Annotated in this window: 17 protein-coding genes; 15 read left to right on the top strand and 2 right to left on the bottom strand. The window is 62.7% G+C overall.

Annotated features, from left to right (window positions below; all coding sequences use genetic code 11):
• Positions 1-25: 25 nt before the first annotated feature.
• Positions 26-919: a dioxygenase gene (locus JQ611_RS34680; protein WP_212386465.1), complete on the top strand. Its 894-nt coding sequence runs from the start codon at positions 26-28 to the stop codon at positions 917-919.
• On the opposite strand, the gene JQ611_RS34675 is transcribed toward JQ611_RS34680, so the two are convergent.
• Both JQ611_RS34675 and JQ611_RS34670 read right to left on the bottom strand, forming a co-directional pair.
• Positions 912-2,639, bottom strand: a complete 1,728-nt coding sequence (locus JQ611_RS34675) for an FAD-dependent oxidoreductase (protein WP_312012332.1) — start codon at positions 2,637-2,639, stop codon at positions 912-914. The two genes, JQ611_RS34680 and JQ611_RS34675, sit on opposite strands and share 8 nt — an antisense overlap.
• A 19-nt stretch (positions 2,640-2,658) precedes the next feature.
• Positions 2,659-3,315: a GntR family transcriptional regulator gene (locus JQ611_RS34670; protein ID WP_249133691.1), complete on the bottom strand. Its 657-nt coding sequence runs from the start codon at positions 3,313-3,315 to the stop codon at positions 2,659-2,661.
• Positions 3,316-3,564: 249 nt separating this feature from the next.
• Here JQ611_RS34670 and JQ611_RS34665 point away from each other — a divergent pair, with 249 nt between their 5' ends.
• The 14 genes from JQ611_RS34665 to JQ611_RS34600 all read left to right on the top strand — a co-directional run bounded on the left by JQ611_RS34665 (position 3,565) and on the right by JQ611_RS34600 (position 17,085).
• A complete protein-coding gene (locus JQ611_RS34665) occupies positions 3,565-4,581 on the top strand; it encodes a TRAP transporter substrate-binding protein (protein WP_212268763.1) in 1,017 nt (338 codons plus the stop codon).
• A gap of 73 nt (positions 4,582-4,654) precedes the next feature.
• Positions 4,655-5,161, top strand: a complete 507-nt coding sequence (locus JQ611_RS34660; RefSeq protein WP_212467989.1) for a TRAP transporter small permease — start codon at positions 4,655-4,657, stop codon at positions 5,159-5,161.
• Between the two features lie 22 nt (positions 5,162-5,183).
• The gene (locus JQ611_RS34655) at positions 5,184-6,464 is read left to right on the top strand and encodes a TRAP transporter large permease subunit (protein WP_212268764.1); all 1,281 of its coding nucleotides are present in this window, start codon (positions 5,184-5,186) and stop codon (positions 6,462-6,464) included.
• Between the two features lie 33 nt (positions 6,465-6,497).
• Positions 6,498-6,983 (top strand): type II 3-dehydroquinate dehydratase, encoded by a 486-nt coding sequence (gene aroQ, locus JQ611_RS34650; protein WP_212467988.1) that lies wholly within the window; start codon positions 6,498-6,500, stop codon positions 6,981-6,983.
• Between the two features lie 3 nt (positions 6,984-6,986).
• Positions 6,987-7,640, top strand: a complete 654-nt coding sequence (locus JQ611_RS34645; protein WP_212467987.1) for a hypothetical protein — start codon at positions 6,987-6,989, stop codon at positions 7,638-7,640.
• Positions 7,640-8,449, top strand: a complete 810-nt coding sequence (locus JQ611_RS34640) for a sugar phosphate isomerase/epimerase (protein ID WP_212268767.1) — start codon at positions 7,640-7,642, stop codon at positions 8,447-8,449. The genes JQ611_RS34645 and JQ611_RS34640 overlap by 1 nt, the downstream gene beginning before the upstream one ends.
• 87 nt (positions 8,450-8,536) lie before the next feature.
• Positions 8,537-9,475 carry a LysR family transcriptional regulator gene (locus tag JQ611_RS34635; protein WP_212268768.1) on the top strand — a complete coding sequence of 313 codons (939 nt, stop codon included), beginning with the start codon at positions 8,537-8,539 and terminating at the stop codon, positions 9,473-9,475.
• A 122-nt stretch (positions 9,476-9,597) separates the two neighbouring features.
• Positions 9,598-10,479, top strand: a complete 882-nt coding sequence (locus tag JQ611_RS34630; RefSeq protein WP_312010897.1) for a shikimate dehydrogenase — start codon at positions 9,598-9,600, stop codon at positions 10,477-10,479.
• 56 nt (positions 10,480-10,535) lie between these two features.
• The gene (locus JQ611_RS34625; protein ID WP_212268770.1) at positions 10,536-11,675 is read left to right on the top strand and encodes an ABC transporter substrate-binding protein; all 1,140 of its coding nucleotides are present in this window, start codon (positions 10,536-10,538) and stop codon (positions 11,673-11,675) included.
• A gap of 169 nt (positions 11,676-11,844) precedes the next feature.
• The gene (locus tag JQ611_RS34620; RefSeq protein WP_212268771.1) at positions 11,845-12,720 is read left to right on the top strand and encodes a branched-chain amino acid ABC transporter permease; all 876 of its coding nucleotides are present in this window, start codon (positions 11,845-11,847) and stop codon (positions 12,718-12,720) included.
• Complete coding sequence (locus JQ611_RS34615; protein WP_212268772.1) at positions 12,717-13,715, top strand: branched-chain amino acid ABC transporter permease; 999 nt, start codon at positions 12,717-12,719, stop codon at positions 13,713-13,715. Before JQ611_RS34620 ends, JQ611_RS34615 begins: the two co-directional genes overlap by 4 nt.
• Positions 13,712-14,455: an ABC transporter ATP-binding protein gene (locus tag JQ611_RS34610; RefSeq protein ID WP_212467986.1), complete on the top strand. Its 744-nt coding sequence runs from the start codon at positions 13,712-13,714 to the stop codon at positions 14,453-14,455. Before JQ611_RS34615 ends, JQ611_RS34610 begins: the two co-directional genes overlap by 4 nt.
• A gap of 22 nt (positions 14,456-14,477) precedes the next feature.
• A complete protein-coding gene (locus JQ611_RS34605) occupies positions 14,478-15,218 on the top strand; it encodes an ABC transporter ATP-binding protein (RefSeq protein WP_212268774.1) in 741 nt (246 codons plus the stop codon).
• A gap of 37 nt (positions 15,219-15,255) precedes the next feature.
• Positions 15,256-17,085: a tannase/feruloyl esterase family alpha/beta hydrolase gene (locus JQ611_RS34600; RefSeq protein WP_212467985.1), complete on the top strand. Its 1,830-nt coding sequence runs from the start codon at positions 15,256-15,258 to the stop codon at positions 17,083-17,085.
• Positions 17,086-17,150 lie beyond the last annotated feature (65 nt).

The raw sequence follows: 17,150 nt of genomic DNA, 5'->3' as shown, positions 1-17,150 counted from the left end.
CCGTCGCGGCCGCAAGGAGCGCGGAATGATCATCGGGCGCGAGCAGGATGTCACGGTTGCAGCGTCTGCCGTGATGGAGCGGACCTCCGATCCGCGGCTGCGCGAGATCATGCTGTCGCTGGTCAAGCATCTGCATGGGTTTGTCCGTGACGTAAGATTGACCGAAGCCGAATTCCGCGAAGCCACTGCCATTCTGGCTGAACTCGGCAAGCAATCGACCGACACCCACAATGAAGTAGTGCTGATAGCCGGCTCGCTCGGCGTTTCCTCGCTGGTGTGCCTGCTCAACAATGGCGATCAGGGCAACACCGAGACGGCGCAATCGCTGCTCGGGCCGTTCTGGCGGCTGAATTCTCCGCGCGTTGCAAACGGCGGCTCGATCGTCCGGTCCGACACGCCGGGCGCGGCGCTGTTCGTCACCGCCCGCGTCGTTGACCACGCCGGCCATCCGATTGCCGGCGCCGAGGTGGATATCTGGCACGCCTCGCCGGTCGGGCTGTACGAGAACCAGGATCCTGAACAGGCCGAGATGAATTTGCGCGGCAAGTTCACGTCAGACGCCGACGGGCGCTTCGCGTTTCGTTCGGTGATGATGGTCGGCTATCCCATTCCGACCGATGGCGTGGTCGGGCGGCTCTTGAAGGCGCAGGACCGGCATCCCTACCGGCCGGCGCATCTGCATGCGCTGATCTTCAAGCCGGGATTCAAGGTGCTGATTTCCCAGGTCTATGATCCCGCCGATCCGCATATCGACAGCGACGTGCAGTTCGGTGTGACCAAGGCGCTGATCGGCGAGTTCGTGCGGCATGACGAGGCGCATCCGACTGCAACCGATGTCGGCTCGCCCTGGTATTCGCTCGACTATGTCTACCGGATGGAAGCAGGTGAGGCCGTGCTGCCGCGGCCGCCGATCAAGTAGCACCCAGCTCGTTCGACTTGCCCGCGATATCCATCGCCGCGCGCCATGCAAACACCATGGCCGGGCCGATCATGGTTCCCGGACCGGGATAGGTGCCGCGGAAAATCGAGGCGGCGTCGGCGCCAGCGGCGTAGAGGCCGGGAATCGGCTGTCCTGTAGATGTCAGCACCCGGCCGTTGCTGTCCGTGCGCAGGCCCGCGCTGCTGGCGAGGTCGGAAGGCCAGACTGCGACTGCGAAATACGGACCGGGGCCGATCTTGCGCAGGCAGGGATTTGGCTTGTTCGTGGGATCACCGTTGAAACGGTTGAGGTCGCTGGTGCCGCGGCCGAAATCCTCGTCGACACCGGTCTCGGCAAAGCGATTGTACCGTTCGATGGTGCCGGCCAGCGCGCCGCCATCAACGCCGATGGCCTGCGCCAGTTTCGCGATGCTGTCGCCCTGGAACAGATAGCCCGACTTCAGGAAGCGCGTGAGGTCGCGGGTCCCGGGATGGATCAGGCCAAGGCCGTAATCCCCGACGAAACTCCGGTCGCAGATCAAATAGGACGGGATGCTGGGCACCGTTTGATGCGCCCGCAGCATCCCCTCGACGAAGTCATGATACGAATTGGCTTCGTTGACGAAGCGTACGCCTGATCTGTTGACCGCCATCAACCCGGGCTTGGCGCGATCGAGCATGATGTGGGGAAACACCGAGAGGCGGCCGTCGTCCTGCGGCATCACCGAACTCGGCATCCACAATGCCGGGCTCCTGATGTCCTGCGCGAGAGCGCCGTGCGCGCGTTCGCCGGCGAGAATGCCGTCGCCGGTGTTGCTATCCGGCGACATCGAATAGCGCTGGGTGTCGTCCGGAAACAGTCGGTTGCGCAACTCGCTGCTCCAGCCAATGCCGCCGGCCGCCAGCACGACGCCCCGTCGCGCGCGAATGCTGATGTCGCGATCGTTTGTCGTGAACACCGCGCCGATGATTCTGCCGTCGTCCTCGATCAGCTCGCTGAGCTGCGTCTGGTAACGGATGTCGATGGCCTGTTGTTTTAAACTGTAGAGCAGCCGCGCCACCAGCGCGTTGCCCATGATCAGGCGGGTGCCGCGCGGATGCTTGATCCGGTCCAGCGCCTGCCGCGTCAGCAGGCGCGTCGCGTTCGAAAAATTAGCCCAGGAGCGAAACGGGTGCAGCAAGGACGGAATATCCGTCTTGCCGACCATCATGCCGCCGAGCACCATGAATTCACGGCGCGGTGGCCGCACCCGCGCAAAGTCATCGCCGAGCTTTCGTCCGTCGAACGGCACGACGCCGAGCGCCCGGCCGCCAAGCGCGGCGCCGGGCTGGGCGTGATAGTCGGGATGAACCGGTGGCGGCACGAAAACCACGCTGGATTTCTGCTGGAAATAATCGAGCATCGCGGGCCCGGTCGCGAGAAAGGCGGCGAGCCGCGCATCGTTGGCGTCATCGCCCAATATCGCGGTGAGATAGGTTTTGGCTGATGCGACGCTGTCGGGCACGCCGGCCGCCCCGCTTTGCCGGCTGCCGGGTATCCAGACCGTTCCGGCCGAGGTCGCGGTGGTGCCGCCGACCATGCCGGACTTTTCGCAAAGAATGACCTGGAGGCCTTCGAGCGCACCGACCAGAGCTGCGGTCATGCCCGCGGCACCGGCGCCGATCACCAATAGATCGATCTCGGCATCCCACCGGCGATTATCTGTTTGGCGGCCGGTCACAACAACTCGACCGAACGGCTCATTTCAGCGTCCCGATCGACAGCGCGTGCGCCACGCAGCTGTTGATATGATCGGTCAGGATCAATTTCGCGCCCTCGACGTCGCGCTTCAGCGCGCAATCGAGCAGCGCCTGGTGCTGCGCGATGGTGGCGCTGCCGCGGTACTGCAGGGCGTAGCGGAAGTACTTGTCGAACACGACCGAGTGAGTCTGCATCAACTCCCGCGAGCCGCAGCTCGAGATCAGGGCCTGGTGGAATTCACCGTCATAGCGCTTGCGAAGTTCGGGATCGTCGCCCGCGGTGAGGATAGCGCGCTCGGTCGCCGCCAGCTTGTGATGCGCTGACACCACGCGGCCTTCCCACTCCATGTCACCGGCCCGGAACGATTCGGTCATCGCATGATGTTCGAGCAGGATTCGCAGCTGCGCCAGTTCGCGCAAATTCTGGATCGAGACGGGAGCTACCTCGAAGCCGCGCTGACCTTCGGCAACGACAAAGCCTTCCGAGGCCAGCCGGTTGAGGATCTCGCGCAGCGTCGAAACGCTGAGGCCGTAATCTTCCTTCATCGAGTCGAGCTTGAGCCGTCCCGACGGGTTGAGCACGCCGAAGATGATGTCGGAGCGAATGCGGTGATAGCCGCTGTCGCCGGCCGACATCGGGGTCTGCTGCTGCTCCATGATCGTCAATGTCTATCCCGCTTTTTGGGCCTGCAAAGGCTGACGCGACTCGCCGGCGAGCATAGCCGCGAATGGCGGCCCCTTGCCGCAAACTACGATCACATGGTGAATTACATAACATCATATATTTCCATGACTATCATTTGACAATCATTTCGTTATATGGTTTCCACCGAAAAGGACCGGCCAGACACCAAAAATCGCAGCAACAAGCCGCGGCTGGGCACCGGATCGCTAGGGGAGGATGAGATGAAGCTGTTTGCAGTTCTGTCCGCAGCCGTGTTCGGCGGGGCGCTTTTGGTCGGCACCGCATCCGCGCAGGAGGTCCAGGAGCGGACCATCCGCTGGGGACACCTCAACAACACCGATCATCCCGTCAGCTTCGGCGTGCAAAAATTCGCGGAAATCCTGCTCGCCAAGAGCGGCGGCAAGTTGAAAGTCCGCGAGTTCGCTTCATCCCAGCTCGGCAACGAGCTGCAGCAGCAATCGGCGCTGCGCGGCGGTACGCAGGAGATGCTGTCGGCGTCCACGACCTCGCTCGCGACCGTCATTCCCGAATTCGGCCTGCTCGACTTCCCGTTCATCGTCAACACCACCGACCAGGCCGATGCGCTGGTCCAGGGCGCATTCGGCAAGGCGATGATCGACGCGCTGCCGCAGCGCGGACTGGTCGGGCTCGGTTATTGGGGGCTCGGCTTCCGCAACGTCACCAACAGCAAGCATCCGATCGCCAAGCTGGAAGATTTCGCCGGCCTCAAGCTGCGCGTGATCCCCAACCCGGTCTATCTGGAGTCCTTCAGCGCCTTCAAGGCCAACCCGATCCCGATGGCGTTCGGTGAGCTCTACTCGGCGCTGGAAACGCGCACGGTCGATGGCCAGGAAAATCCCTACACCGTGATCCTGTCCAACAAGTTCTTTGAGGTCCAGAAATACGTCTCCGCCACCGGCCACACCTTCACCGAGAACATCATCATCGTCAGCAAGATTTTCTGGGACAAGCTGTCGCCGGCCGAACAGAAGATGATGCAGGAAGCCTACAACGAAAGCCGCGCCTACCAGAAGGAACAGACGCGGCTGCAGACCGAAAAGGCGCTCTCCGAATTGCAGGCCAAGGGCATGACGTACAACGCGGTGGCGCCGGAAGAGTTGGAGCGCATGCGCAAAGCCGTCCAGCCGGTGGTCGACAAGATTTCTGCGGCCCTCAAGCCTGATACGGTCAAGCTGTTCAACGCGGAGCTTGATCGCGTCCGCAAAGAGGTCAAGTGACGCGCCGCTGATATCGGCGAAGCAGGGCCGGTATCCAGCGGCCCTGCACGAACTCCAGCTCCAGACGGCGCCGATGGGACGGATACTCGACCTCTATTGCGCGTTGCTCAAGGGCGTGATCGCGCTGTGCCTCGCGGTCATGGTGGTGCTGGTGTTCGGCAATGTCGTGCTGCGCTACGGCTTCAATTCCGGCATCAAGATTTCGGAGGAACTGTCGCGCTGGATGCTGGTCTGGCTGACGTTTCTGGGCGCCATCGTCGCCGTGCGCGAGCATTCGCATCTGGGCGTCGATACGCTGGTGCGGATGCTGGGACCCCTCGGAAAACGCATCTGCTTCGTCATCAGCTACTGCCTGATGCTGTATGCCGACTGGCTGCTGCTGGCGGGTAGCTGGCGCCAGACCATCATCAACATCGACGATCGCGCGCCGGCGACCGGTCTGTCGCTCGGCATCTTCTATTTTGTCGGCGTGATCTTCGGCGTCTCGGTCGGAATCATGCTGCTCTACGATTTGTTCCGCGTCGTCTCCGGCCAGGCCAGCGAATCCGAGCTGGTCGCCGTCAAGGAGGAGGACATCTGATGGCATCGCGGGGGCGCCGCACATGACCATCGCGGTCTTCACCTTCTCGTTGCTCGGCGCCATGGCACTCGGCATGCCGATCGCCTTTGCGCTACTCATCTGCGGGGTCGCGCTGATGAGCACGATCAACATGTTCGATTCCCAGATCGTGGCGCAGAACATCATCAATGGCGCCGACAGTTTCCCGCTGATGGCCATTCCCTTCTTCATGCTCGCCGGCGAGATCATGAACAAGGGAGGGCTGGCCAGGCGCATCGTCAATGTCGCCCTCGTTGCGGTCGGACATTTCCGCGGCGGCCTTGGCTATGTGACGATCCTGGCGGCCTGTATCCTCTCATCGCTATCGGGATCGGCCGCGGCCGATGCCGCCGCGCTCGCAGCCGTGCTGGTGCCGATGATGGTGGCGGCCGGACACAAGAAGATCTACGCGGCAGGACTTGTGGCTGCGAGCGGCGTGATCGGTCCCGTCATTCCTCCCAGCATCGGCTTCGTCATCTTCGGCGTCGCCGCCGGCGTGTCGATCTCCAAGCTGTTTCTCGCCGGTATCTTTCCCGGGCTGATGATTGGTGCCGGCTTGTGCGTCGCCTGGTGGTGGGTGGTCCACAAGGAAAACCTGACGCCGCCGCCGCGGGCATCGTTCAAGGAAGTTGCCCACGCCGTGATCGACGGCTTCTGGGCGCTGATGTTGCCGGCGATCATCATCGTCGGCTTGCGTTTCGGCATCTTTACGCCGACCGAGGCCGGCGTTGTTGTCGCGGTTTATTCGCTGTTCGTGACCACCTGCATTTATCGCGAACTGAAATTCTCGCAGCTGTACGGCGTCTTCGTCTCCGCCGCCCTGACCACCAGTATCGTGATGTTCCTGGTGGCGGCGGCGCTGGTCTCTTCCTGGCTGATCACGGTATCGGAGATTTCAGCCCAGGTGGTCGACCTCCTGAAGCCCTTCATGGCCAACAAGACGCTTTTGATGTTCGCGATCATGGTTATCGTGGTCATCGTCGGCACGGCGCTCGATATGACGCCGACGATCCTGATCCTGACGCCGATCCTGATGCCGATCATCAAGGCGGCCGGCATCGATCCGGTCTATTTCGGCGTGATGTTCATCATCAACAATTCCATCGGCCTCATTACGCCGCCGGTCGGTATCGTGCTGAACGTCGTTTGCGGCGTCTCCAGGATCAGCATGGAAGATATCATCAAGGGCGTCTGGCCGTTTATGATCGCCCAGCTTATCGTCCTGTTTCTGTTGGTGCTGTTCCCGGCATTGGTGACGGTCCCGGCCAAGTGGCTTGCCGGCTAGAAGCGGCATATCAAGCGAAAAGAGGGAGCCTCGATGGCCATCAAGATCATGATCCTGAACGGACCCAATCTGAATTTCCTCGGAATTCGGGAGCCTCACATCTACGGCCCGACCACGCTCAAGGAGATCCAGGCAAGCTGTGAGGAAGTAGCAAACTATCTCGGGGTCACGGTCTCGTTTCACCAGTCCAATCTCGAAGGCGAACTGGTCAACTGGATCCAGTCGGCGCACGGCAACTATGATGCGATCATCATGAACCCGGCGGCCTATTCGTTCACCTCGATCGCGCTGATCGACGCACTGAAAATATTCGAAGGCCCGAAGATCGAGGTCCACATCTCCAATATTCATGCGCGGGACGAATTGCACCGGCATTCGATCACGTCGAGCGCGTCCACCGCCGTGATCTGTGGTCTCGGTCCTTACGGATACATCGCGGCGATGCTGGCTGCCGTTCAAAAGCTGGGCAAGCTGCCGGATGCCGTTCCCGCCTCGTTGCATGGCCTCAAGGGGAGATAGCGCATGCGCGGCGCAGGCTTTCTGGCAATCTGGAGCGATGTCGAGCCCGACCATCTCACCGACTACAGGCACTGGTTGACGCGGGAGCACACCACCGAGCGTGTGACGACCAGGGGATTTTTGGGCGTTCGCGTGTTCCGCGCCGCGCGGACGGACATTGCCAGGTTCTTCATTCTCTACGAACTGGAAGCCCCCGAGGTGCTCGACGGGCCCGCTTATCTGGCGCGGCTCAACGCCCCGACGCCGTGGTCGCAGCGCACCATGCCCCGGCTCGGCAATTTCATTCGCGGCGGCGGCGTCATGACCGCCCGCGCGGGTCGCGGCGAGGGATCGACCATCGCCGCGCTCCGCGTCGAACGTCTGCCGGAGAAACCCCGGCAGCTTGCCGACGCGCTCGTCGCGCTCGACGGCATTGCCGCGGTGCAGATCGGCACGACCGATCTGGCCCGCACCTCGGTGCCGACGGTCGAGAAGGGCATGCGGAAGGATGAGGGCATCTTTGCCGGCCTCCTGATCATCGAGGCGCTTGACGAGACGGCGCTTGGTGGCGCATTGCGTCGAGCAACTGAAATGGCGCCGGACTTGTTCAGCGGCGGTGAGCCGGAGGTCTATCAGGGCATGTTCGCACTCGACGCCCGTATCGCAGACATTGAATAATGCCGTCGTTCTCGCTCGCCGCGCTGACCGTCCTCGACCTGGCGCCTCCCGCGCTGATCGAAATTGCCGCTAGCTGCGGCTATGACGCCGTCGGAATTCGCCTGCTGCCCGCGATGCCCGGCGGCATCGCCTATCCGCTGGATGACAAAGCGAGCCTGAACGAAACGCTGGCCCGGCTGGATGCGACCGGCATCAAGGTAGCCGACCTGGAAGTGGTCGCGCTCAGGCCTGAAACCGGGATTGCCGGCTTCTCCGCCTTCTTCGAGACCGGTGCGCGGCTCGGCGCCAAGCACATCCTGGTCGCGGGTTACGATCCTGATCTCGCCCGGTTCAGGGATAGCTTTGCGAGGTTTTGCGAGGCCGCCGCCCCATATGGGCTGACGGCCGATCTCGAATTCATGCCCTGGACCTATGTCCCGGATCTGGCGACGGCCAACAGCATCGTCGCGCCGATGGGGCAGGCCAATGCCGGCATCCTGGTCGATGCGCTGCATTTCGACCGGTCGAGGAGTTCAACCGCCGAACTTGCGCGCGTGCCCGTCCACCGGCTGCATTACTGGCAGTTATGCGACGGCCCGGCCGAGCGGCCCACCACGAACGACGAACTGATCCATGCCGCCCGCCATGAGCGGATGTTTCCCGGGGAGGGCGGCATCGACCTCGTCTCGCTGGCGCGCGCCATGCCGGCGGATATTACCATCAGCCTCGAAGTCCCGACCGCCGAGCTTGCCAAGACCATGGGAGCAAAGGATCGCGCCCAGCGCGCGCTGGATGCTGCCAAGGCCGTGATCGCAGCGGCCAAACTCTGAGAACGACCCTGAGAAGGCGTTGATAAGGTCATTTGCGCCGATCGAACATGGGAGTATCTCTCAGGTTCACCTTCGGAGTTGCTGCACATGATGACGCTGCGCCAGGTCGAGGTTATCAGGGCGGTGATGATTACCGGCACGATCGGCGGGGCGGCAAAACTGCTCAACGTGTCGGCGCCGGGCATCAGCCGGCTGGTGAAATATACCGAGCGCTCGCTCGGCATCCGATTCTTCCAGCGCCAGAACGGGCGCTACTTCCCGACCTCCGAAGCGCATAATATTTTCGAGCAGATCAACGGCGTCTACAAGAAGGTCGACGACCTCACCGAAATCATCTCAAAGATCGGGCGCGGCACGCTGTCGGAACTGCGCATCGGCTCGGTGCCGAGTATTTCCCAGATCATGGTGCCGCGCGCGATCGAGCGCATCCGTCGGCGCTACCCCGATCTGCACATCGACATCAACATCCTCAAGATCGAGGAGGCGATCGACTATCTGTTGCTCGGCAAGGGCGATTGCGTCGCCATGAGCTATCGGCTCGACCACCCCGGCCTCGATTTCATGCCGCTGGCGTCAGGTGAATTGTTCTGCATCGTGCCGCAGGGACACGAACTGGCGGGTCGAAAACAGGTCACCGCCGCGGAGATCATCCGCTACCCCCTGATCGGCATCGACCCCAACGACCCCTACGGGCGCATCATGGCCGAGATCTTCGCGCGCAATAAATTGTCCTACGACATCACGATCCGGGCGCGGTTCGGCACCACCGTCTGCGCGTTGGTCAAGGCGGGGCTTGGAATTGCCGTCATCGATCAGTTTACCGTCGCGCATGGCGGTTATCCCGGCGTGGAAATGCTTCGGATCGTGGAGCCCACGAGGTTCGACACGTATATCGCGGTGAAAAGAGGCGCCTCGCTTTCGCTGCATGTCGAGCATTTCATCGAATGCCTGCGGTCGGAAATGCGGGCGCTGGAGCCCAGCCGGAAAAGTCCGGCGACGGCGGCATCGCGCGGCCGCAAAAAATAACATCAAGTTATGTTTGTCGAATAAATGGGTAATTGTGTTATCTGGCGAAGGCGGTATCGTTTGCGCGGTTTTGGTGCTCTAAGCCGCGCAATCCCATGTTGATACTGCGAGACCATAGCGACGTGTCCAAACGCCCAGCTTCGATCGGTCAAAAGTTTCTCACCGGCCTGATCGGGGCCCCGATTGCGCATTCGGCGTCGCCGGCGATGCACGAGGAGGCGGCCGCTGCCCTGGGTATCCGGTGTCATTATCAGCTGATCGAGGTCGCGGGCCAGGGCTCGGCTGAATTGCGCACGTTGCTCGACAGCATCAAACGCATTGGTTTTGCCGGGGTCAACGTGACGTTTCCCTACAAGGAAGCCGTGATTCCGCTGCTCGATGATTTGTCGCCGGCCGCGCGCGCGATCGGCGCGGTCAATACGGTTGTCGTCAGTGGCAGCCGGCTGGTCGGATACAATACCGACGCCACGGGGTTCGAGCGTGCGGTCGCCAATCTTGTGAAGGCATCGGGTCATGGCCCCGTTGCCCTGATCGGCGCCGGCGGCGTCGGCAAGGCGATTGCGCATGCGCTCGCGGCGCTCGGTGTCGCCGAACTCAACATCTTCGATACCGACCGCGCCAAGGCCGAACAGATTGCGGCGCAGTTGCGCGGCCGCCAACCGGTGCGGATTGCGCAAACCGTGGAAGACGCGCTGCGCGGTGCCGTCGGCGTGGTCAACGGAACGCCGATCGGCATGCTGCCGGATCGCGGCACGCCGGTGCCGGAGGCGCTGTTGCGCCGCGACATTTGGGTGGCCGACGCGGTCTATTCGCCGCTCTGGACGCCGCTGCTGACCGCGGCCAAAGCCAAGGGTGCTGAAATCATGACCGGGCGCGATCTCGCGATCCACCAGGCCGCGGACGCCTTCGAGTTATTTACGGGAATGAAGCCGTCCATCGTCGAAATGGGAAATGCATTCGACGGCGTGATGGCAAGGCGCTACTCTGCGACATCGGACGCGTAGCCGGTCACAAGGCTCGCGTCGACAAGATCAAAAGATCAAGACAATAGGGGATGGAAATGAAATCAGGAATTTTGGCAGGTATCCTGCTCGCGACCATGACGGCTGCGGCGGCGTTGGCGCAGTCCGGTGCTCCCATCAAGCTCGCCAATGTGGCCGAACTGTCCGGCGGCGGCGCCACGGTCGGCACCAACTGGAAGAACGGCATCGATCTTGCGATCGAGGAAGTCAACGCCAAGGGCGGCGTGCTCGGCCGCAAGCTGGAAGTCACCCACGCCGATTCGCAATCCAACCCCGGCGTGGCGCGCGCCCAGGTCCAGAAGGCGCTCGACGGCGAGCCCTACGTCCTGCTCGGCCCCGGCTATTCCGGATCGGTCAAGGTCACGGCGCCGCTCGCGGCCGAAGCCGGCATCGCCCAGATCATGGGCGGCGAAGCCGCCGAACTGACGCAGGGCGGCAACAAATTCCTGTTCCGCACCTCGTTCGGCCAGCAGTCCTCGATGCCGAAGGTCGCCAAATACATCAACGACGAGGTGAAGGCGAAATCGGTTGCGATCGTCTGGGTCAACAACGATTTCGGCCGCGGCGGACGTGACGTCATCACCAAGGAATTCGCCAAGCTCGGCGTCAAGGTCGCCGCCGATCTTTCCACCGAAGCAGGTCAGGCCGATTTCGCCGCCGACGTCAGCAAGATCAAGGCCGCCGCGCCCGACGCGGTCTTCATCTATCTGAACGAAGAGGAAAGCGCCCGCATCCTGAAAGAGCTGAAGCGTCAGGGCGTCACCGTGCCCCTGATCGGCGAAACCACGCTGGTCGGCCAGAAGGTGGTCGAACTGGCGGGCGATGCGGCGAACGGTGCCCGCGGCCATGTCGGCCTCACCACCGATGCCCCGGTCGACCTGATCAAGGCGTTCAAGGAAAAGTTCGTCAAGAAGTACAATTACGTCCCTGACCATAATGGCCTCAAGGGCTATCTGGCGATCTACATGATCAAGGCCACCACCGAGAAGATGGGCAAGGTCGATTCCAAGGCGTTCGCCGATAACCTCCATGGCCTCACCATCAAGGCGGCCAGCGAGCCCGGCATCCTGATGGATGCGACCTTCGACAAGAACGGCGACATCGATCGCCAGGGTTTCCTGGTCGAGATCGTCGATGGCAAGCAGGTCATCAAGCAGGTGCTGCCGAAGCTCAACTAAGGTACGGGCCTCATCCTGAGGCGCTTGCCACCGGGTCCGCGGGAAGCGCGGCCCGATGATAAACTCCGCAAGCGTCTCGAAGGGTGGATAGCAAGGTGGTATCGCGGCCATCCTTAGAGGCGCGCGCAGGAGCGCGCTCCTCAGGATGAGCAAAGGTCAGGGTAAAGGCATGTCCAATCTGCTAGATCTTCTGATAGCGGGACTGGCGACGGGCGCGATCTATGCCATCGTCGCGGTCGGCTTCACGCTGCTGTGGCAGACGTCACAGACCATCAACTTCGCGCAGGGCGAATTCGTCATGCTGCCGGCGTTCCTGATGCTGGCGGCGATGCACGTCGGCGCGCCGTTCTGGCTCGCGATCGTCATCGGCATGCTGCTGTCGATGCTGCTGCTCGGCCTCGGCTTCAAGATGCTGCTGGTCGACCCGATGCTACGCCACGGCGTGTTGCCGCTGGCAATCGCGACCATGGCGCTGGCGATCGGCATCAAGGAAGCCGTGAAACAGTTCTTCAGCGCCGAAGCCTCGCCGTTTCCCTCCATCGTGCCGGCTGGTGATATCTCGATCCTCGGCCGCCAGGTCGCGTTGCAAAGCGTCGGTGTGCTCGCGCTCGCCATCGCCGCGGTGGTCGGATTGACCATGCTGTTGAACCGCACGTCCATTGGCCATCAGATGCAGGCCACCGCACAAAACCCGACCGTCGCCCGCATCATCGGCATTCCCGTCGAGCGGATGATCCTGCTGACGTTCCTGATCAACGCTTTTCTGGTGGCGCTGGCCTCGCTGCTGATCACACCGATCTATCTCGCCAAATTTTCCAGCGGCGAAGTGCTGGGGCAGGCGGCGTTCATCGCAGCAATCGTCGGCGGGTTCAACCAGGTGCGCGGCGCGATCGCCGGCGGCTTGCTGATCGGCGTCGTCGACAATCTCGCGGCGGCCTATGTTTCGACCCAGTATCGCGCGGCCGTGCCGATGGTGCTCTTGATCCTGATCATCCTGCTTCGTCCGCAGGGACTGCTGGGCCGCGCCGAGGAGCGTACGGTATGAGCCTGCTCAATCGATATTGGCGTGTCGCGCTCGGTCTGGTCGTGATCGCGGCCCTGATCATCGCGCCGATGTACCTCAATCGCTACGGCCTGTTCATCCTGAGCCAATGGGCTGTCATGACCATCGCCGCGATGGGGCTCAATCTGACGCTGGGCTATGCCGGCCAGGTCTCGCTGGCGCAGGGCGCCTTCGTCGGCATCGGCGCCTATTCCGCGGCGATCATGACCGCGAACGGAATGCCGCTGATCGCGGGGCTCGGCGTTGCCATCGTCCTCTGTTTCGCGATCGGCTGGATCCTCGGCTATCCGGCGCTGCGGGTGCAGCATCATTATCTTGCCTTCGTGACGCTGGCGTTTTCCACGCTCGCCTTCCTGGTGTTCCGCAACGAGAGCTGGCTCACCAACGGCATCTACGGCATCAGCAACATTCCGCGCCCGACGATTCTGGGATATCCGACCAACCGGCCGTTGCCATTCTATTATGTCTGCCTTGGCTCGCTCGCCCTGGTGTCGTTCGCGACCTGGTGGCTGATCCGTTCGCCCTGGGGACGCGCCTTCGTGGCCTTGCGCGAAAACCCGGTGCGGGCGCTCTCGCTCGGCATCGATACAAGGCGCTACACCTTGATGGCGTTTGCGATCGGCTCGGCGCTCGGCGGCGTCGCCGGCACGCTGTATGCGCCACTGACGCAGTACATTGATCCCGTTCCTTTCAATCTGTCGCTTTCGCTCGATCTCTTGATGATGGTGATCGTCGGCGGTTCGGGCTTCTTCTTCGGCCCGTTCCTGGGCGCGATGATCGCGGTGCTGCTGCCGGAATGGCTGCGCTTCACCCAGGGTTATTATCTGATGCTCTACGCGGTTGCCGTGATCCTGCTGCTGATCTATTCGCCGACCGGCATTCTCGGCATTCTCGATCGCTATCTGACCGAGCGCCGCACCAAGGCCGCCTCCGCACTGCGCGCGGTTGCGAAATCAGGACTGGAGCCGGCGCCATGACCGCGGTTCTCGAGATCAGCAACATCAAGAAGAACTTCGGCGGCATCAATGCGGTCGATGGCGTCAGCTTCGACGTGCAGGAAGGCGAAATCCTCGGCCTGATCGGTCCGAACGGTTGCGGCAAGTCGACCTTGTTCAATTGCATTCTCGGCCAGTTGCAGCCGAGCGCCGGCGAGGTGAAGGTCGATGGCAAGGTCGTCACCGGGTTTCGGCCGTCGGATTTGAACCGGCTCGGCGTCAGCCGCACGTTCCAATTGCTTCAGGTGTTTCCAAAACTGTCGGTGCGGGAAAATCTCATCCTCGCCGGCCAGGAGCACCAGGGCAACATGCTGTCGCGGCTGCTGGGTCCATCGGATGCAGGCCTCAGCCAGGCGGCCGATCAGATGATCGAGTTTTTCAAGCTCGGCCATCTCGCCGGTGAACTGGCCGGCGGATTGTCCTACGGCCAGCAGAAACTGCTCGATGCCGCCATGGCCTTCATGGGTGGCCCCCGCTTGGTGCTGCTCGACGAGCCGGCCGGCGGCGTCAATCTGACGATGCTCGGCGATTTGAAAGCGCGGCTGGCCGAGATCAACCGCGAGAAGCGCGCCACCTTCGTCGTGATCGAGCACAACATGGAATTCGTGATGTCGCTGTGCTCGCGCGTGGTGGTGATGGCGGAAGGCAAGGTGCTGGCGATCGGTACGCCCGCGGAGATCAGTGCCAACAGCGCCGTCATCGACGCGTATCTCGGCCACTGAAACGGTGGATGAGGGAACACAGATGAGCGAACCCATCCTCGACGTTAAAGGCCTGGTCGGCGGCTACGGCAAGATGACCATCCTCAACGGCACCAGTTTTTCGGTGCCGGCAGGCACCATCACCACGGTGATCGGGCCGAACGGCGCCGGAAAATCCACCGTGTTCAAGGCGATCTTCGGCCTGCTGAAACTGCGCGAAGGCAAGATCGTATTCAAGGGCCGCGACGTCACCGGCCTCAGCCAGCGCGAACTGCTGACATCAGGCATCTGCTACGTGCCGCAGGGCCGCAACATCTTCCCGGAATTGTCGGTGCGCCACAATATCGAGCTCGGCGCGGTGGTCGCGGGGCGCGATATTCCGGACTTGCCGGCGCGCATTGAAGCGGCGCTCGATCAATTCCCGGTGCTGCGCCGGAAGGCGACGCAACAGGCGTCGACGCTGTCGGGCGGCGAACAGAAGCAGCTCGAAATCGCGCGCGGGCTATTGCTCAATCCGCAACTGATGCTGGTCGACGAGCCGTCGATCGGGCTCTCGCCGCTGTTGATCCGGCAGACTTTCGGCATTTTGCAGGAATTGCGCGATCGCGGCGTTTCCATCCTGCTGATCGAACAGAACGCGCGCTCGGCGCTCGAGATCTCCGATTACGGCATCGTGCTCGAGCTTGGCCAGACCCGTCTCGTCGACAGGGCCGACAAGGTGCTCAGTAATCCCCGCGTCGGCCAGCTCTTTCTCGGCGGCGCGATCGATCAGCCATCCGCATAAAGCGATAACGACACAAAAATCACGGGGAGAGAAAACGATGTCGATCACACCGGGCAACCGCATTTGGGCGGTCCTGCTGCTGGCCGCCTGCGGCCAGATAACGCCGGCCTTGGCGCAGCAACTTCCATGCGACGATGGCATCAAGACGGCCTTCAAGCCCGACGCCGACACCACGGTCGTGGCGGTTCGCCGGGTGAAGAAGGGCGAGGAACTAAAGGCGCCCGATGCGCCGCAGCCGGTGACGGCGGCGGCGGACCTCTGCCTGGTGAAACTGCTGGTGGGCCCCGGCGCCACCGCGGAAAAGGACAAGACCGCGCGCTCGTACTCCGAGGGCATCGGCATCGAGGTCTGGCTACCGGCGCCTGTCAACTGGAACGAGCGCATCCGCAATTATGGCGGCGGCGGATGGGTCGGCGGCGGACATCGCTATGCCGATCAGATCGGCAGCAAGGTTCCGGCCATCGTCAACGCCAATATCGGCTATGCGTCGGGCACCACCGATGCCGGGCAGCCCTGGTACCAGGACGGCTCGTTCACATTCCTCTCCGACGGCAAGCTCAATACCGAGTCGCTGCGCGACTTCTCGGTGCGCGCGATGGTGGAGCAGGCCAACAAGACCAAGGCGCTGGCCAGCCTCTATTATGGCAAGGCGCCCAAATACACTTACTACGACGGCCATTCCCAGGGCGGCCGGCAGGGCATGAAGGTCTTCCAGGAGTACCCTGAACTCTACGATGGCTATTTGATCGCCCAGCCCGCGCCGAATATCGCAAAGTTCGGAACGTCCGGGTTGTATCCGCAGATCGTGATGAAGACCGAACTGGGCTTCACGGCCGTGAACAAGGACGCGGCGAAGGCATTCGCCGCCAAGGTCGCCGCCGCCAACCAGCGCGCCGTCGCCGCCTGCGACACCGCCGGGCTCGGCTTCCTGCTCGATCCCTTTGCCTGCAACTACAACCCCGCACGCGACGCCGCGGCGCTGTGTGCCGGTGCGACCGGCGAGGGCGTGACCGGCAGCAATCCGGATGCCGCGACCTGCATGAGCGCAAAGGAGGCGATGGCGCTGAACCGGATCTGGTACGGCGCCACGCCGGATGGCAGCTTTGACGCCGCGCAGACATCAGACAGCCGCAGCGGCAAGTCGCTCGGCCCCAAGCAGGTCTGGTGGGCGTTCACCCGCGGGACCGGCATCGGCGGTCAGATCACCAGCGCCGGCGCTGACAGCGTGGCCCAGGCGATGCAGGACGTCAGCTATGCCGCCGACGCCAGCGCGACATCGGCCATACCGATCAGCAATGCTTCGACAGCCGTGCGCAACAAATGGCTCGAACTCGATTATGCCGGTTTGGCCGACGCCGTCGGCAAGAACGTCGCGCTGCAGCCGACGCTGTTCAGCAACCTCATCACCGATAAGGCTGACCTGACAAAACTGCGCGACCTCGGCCGCAAGGTGGTGATCTGGACCGGCCTCGTCGACGATGCGATCCCGCCCGCCGGCAACATCAACTATCATGAGCGCGTGCTGGCCGCGATGGGCGGGCACGCCGAGGTGGCGAAGTTCATGCGGATGTATCTGGTGCCGGGCGCCGCGCACTCTTCGCAGGGCCGGGCCTACACGGTCGGCGGCAAGAACGACACCGTGCCAATGCCGAAACTGCCCGGCAATGCCAACCAGACGCCGACGCGCGAGCAGGACCAGTTCTTCACCGCGCTGGTCGATTGGGTCGAGAAGGGCGAAGCGCCCGGCGACATCCTGCTGACCTCGCGCGACAAAAGCATCAGCTATCCGATCTGCGTCTATCCGCTGAAAACGACCTGGAACGGCAGCGGGCCGGTAACGCAGGCCACGAGTTTCGGCTGCCGCTAGTCTAGCGCAGGATTGATATTGCTGAGGCAGGCGGCTGACGACAGATCGGCCTTGTTGGGAGGGGA

This window comes from Bradyrhizobium sp. AUGA SZCCT0182 (assembly GCF_018130185.1).
Taxonomy (GTDB): Bacteria; Pseudomonadota; Alphaproteobacteria; order Rhizobiales; family Xanthobacteraceae; genus Bradyrhizobium.
This window is presented reverse-complemented; position numbering and strand designations above follow the sequence as displayed.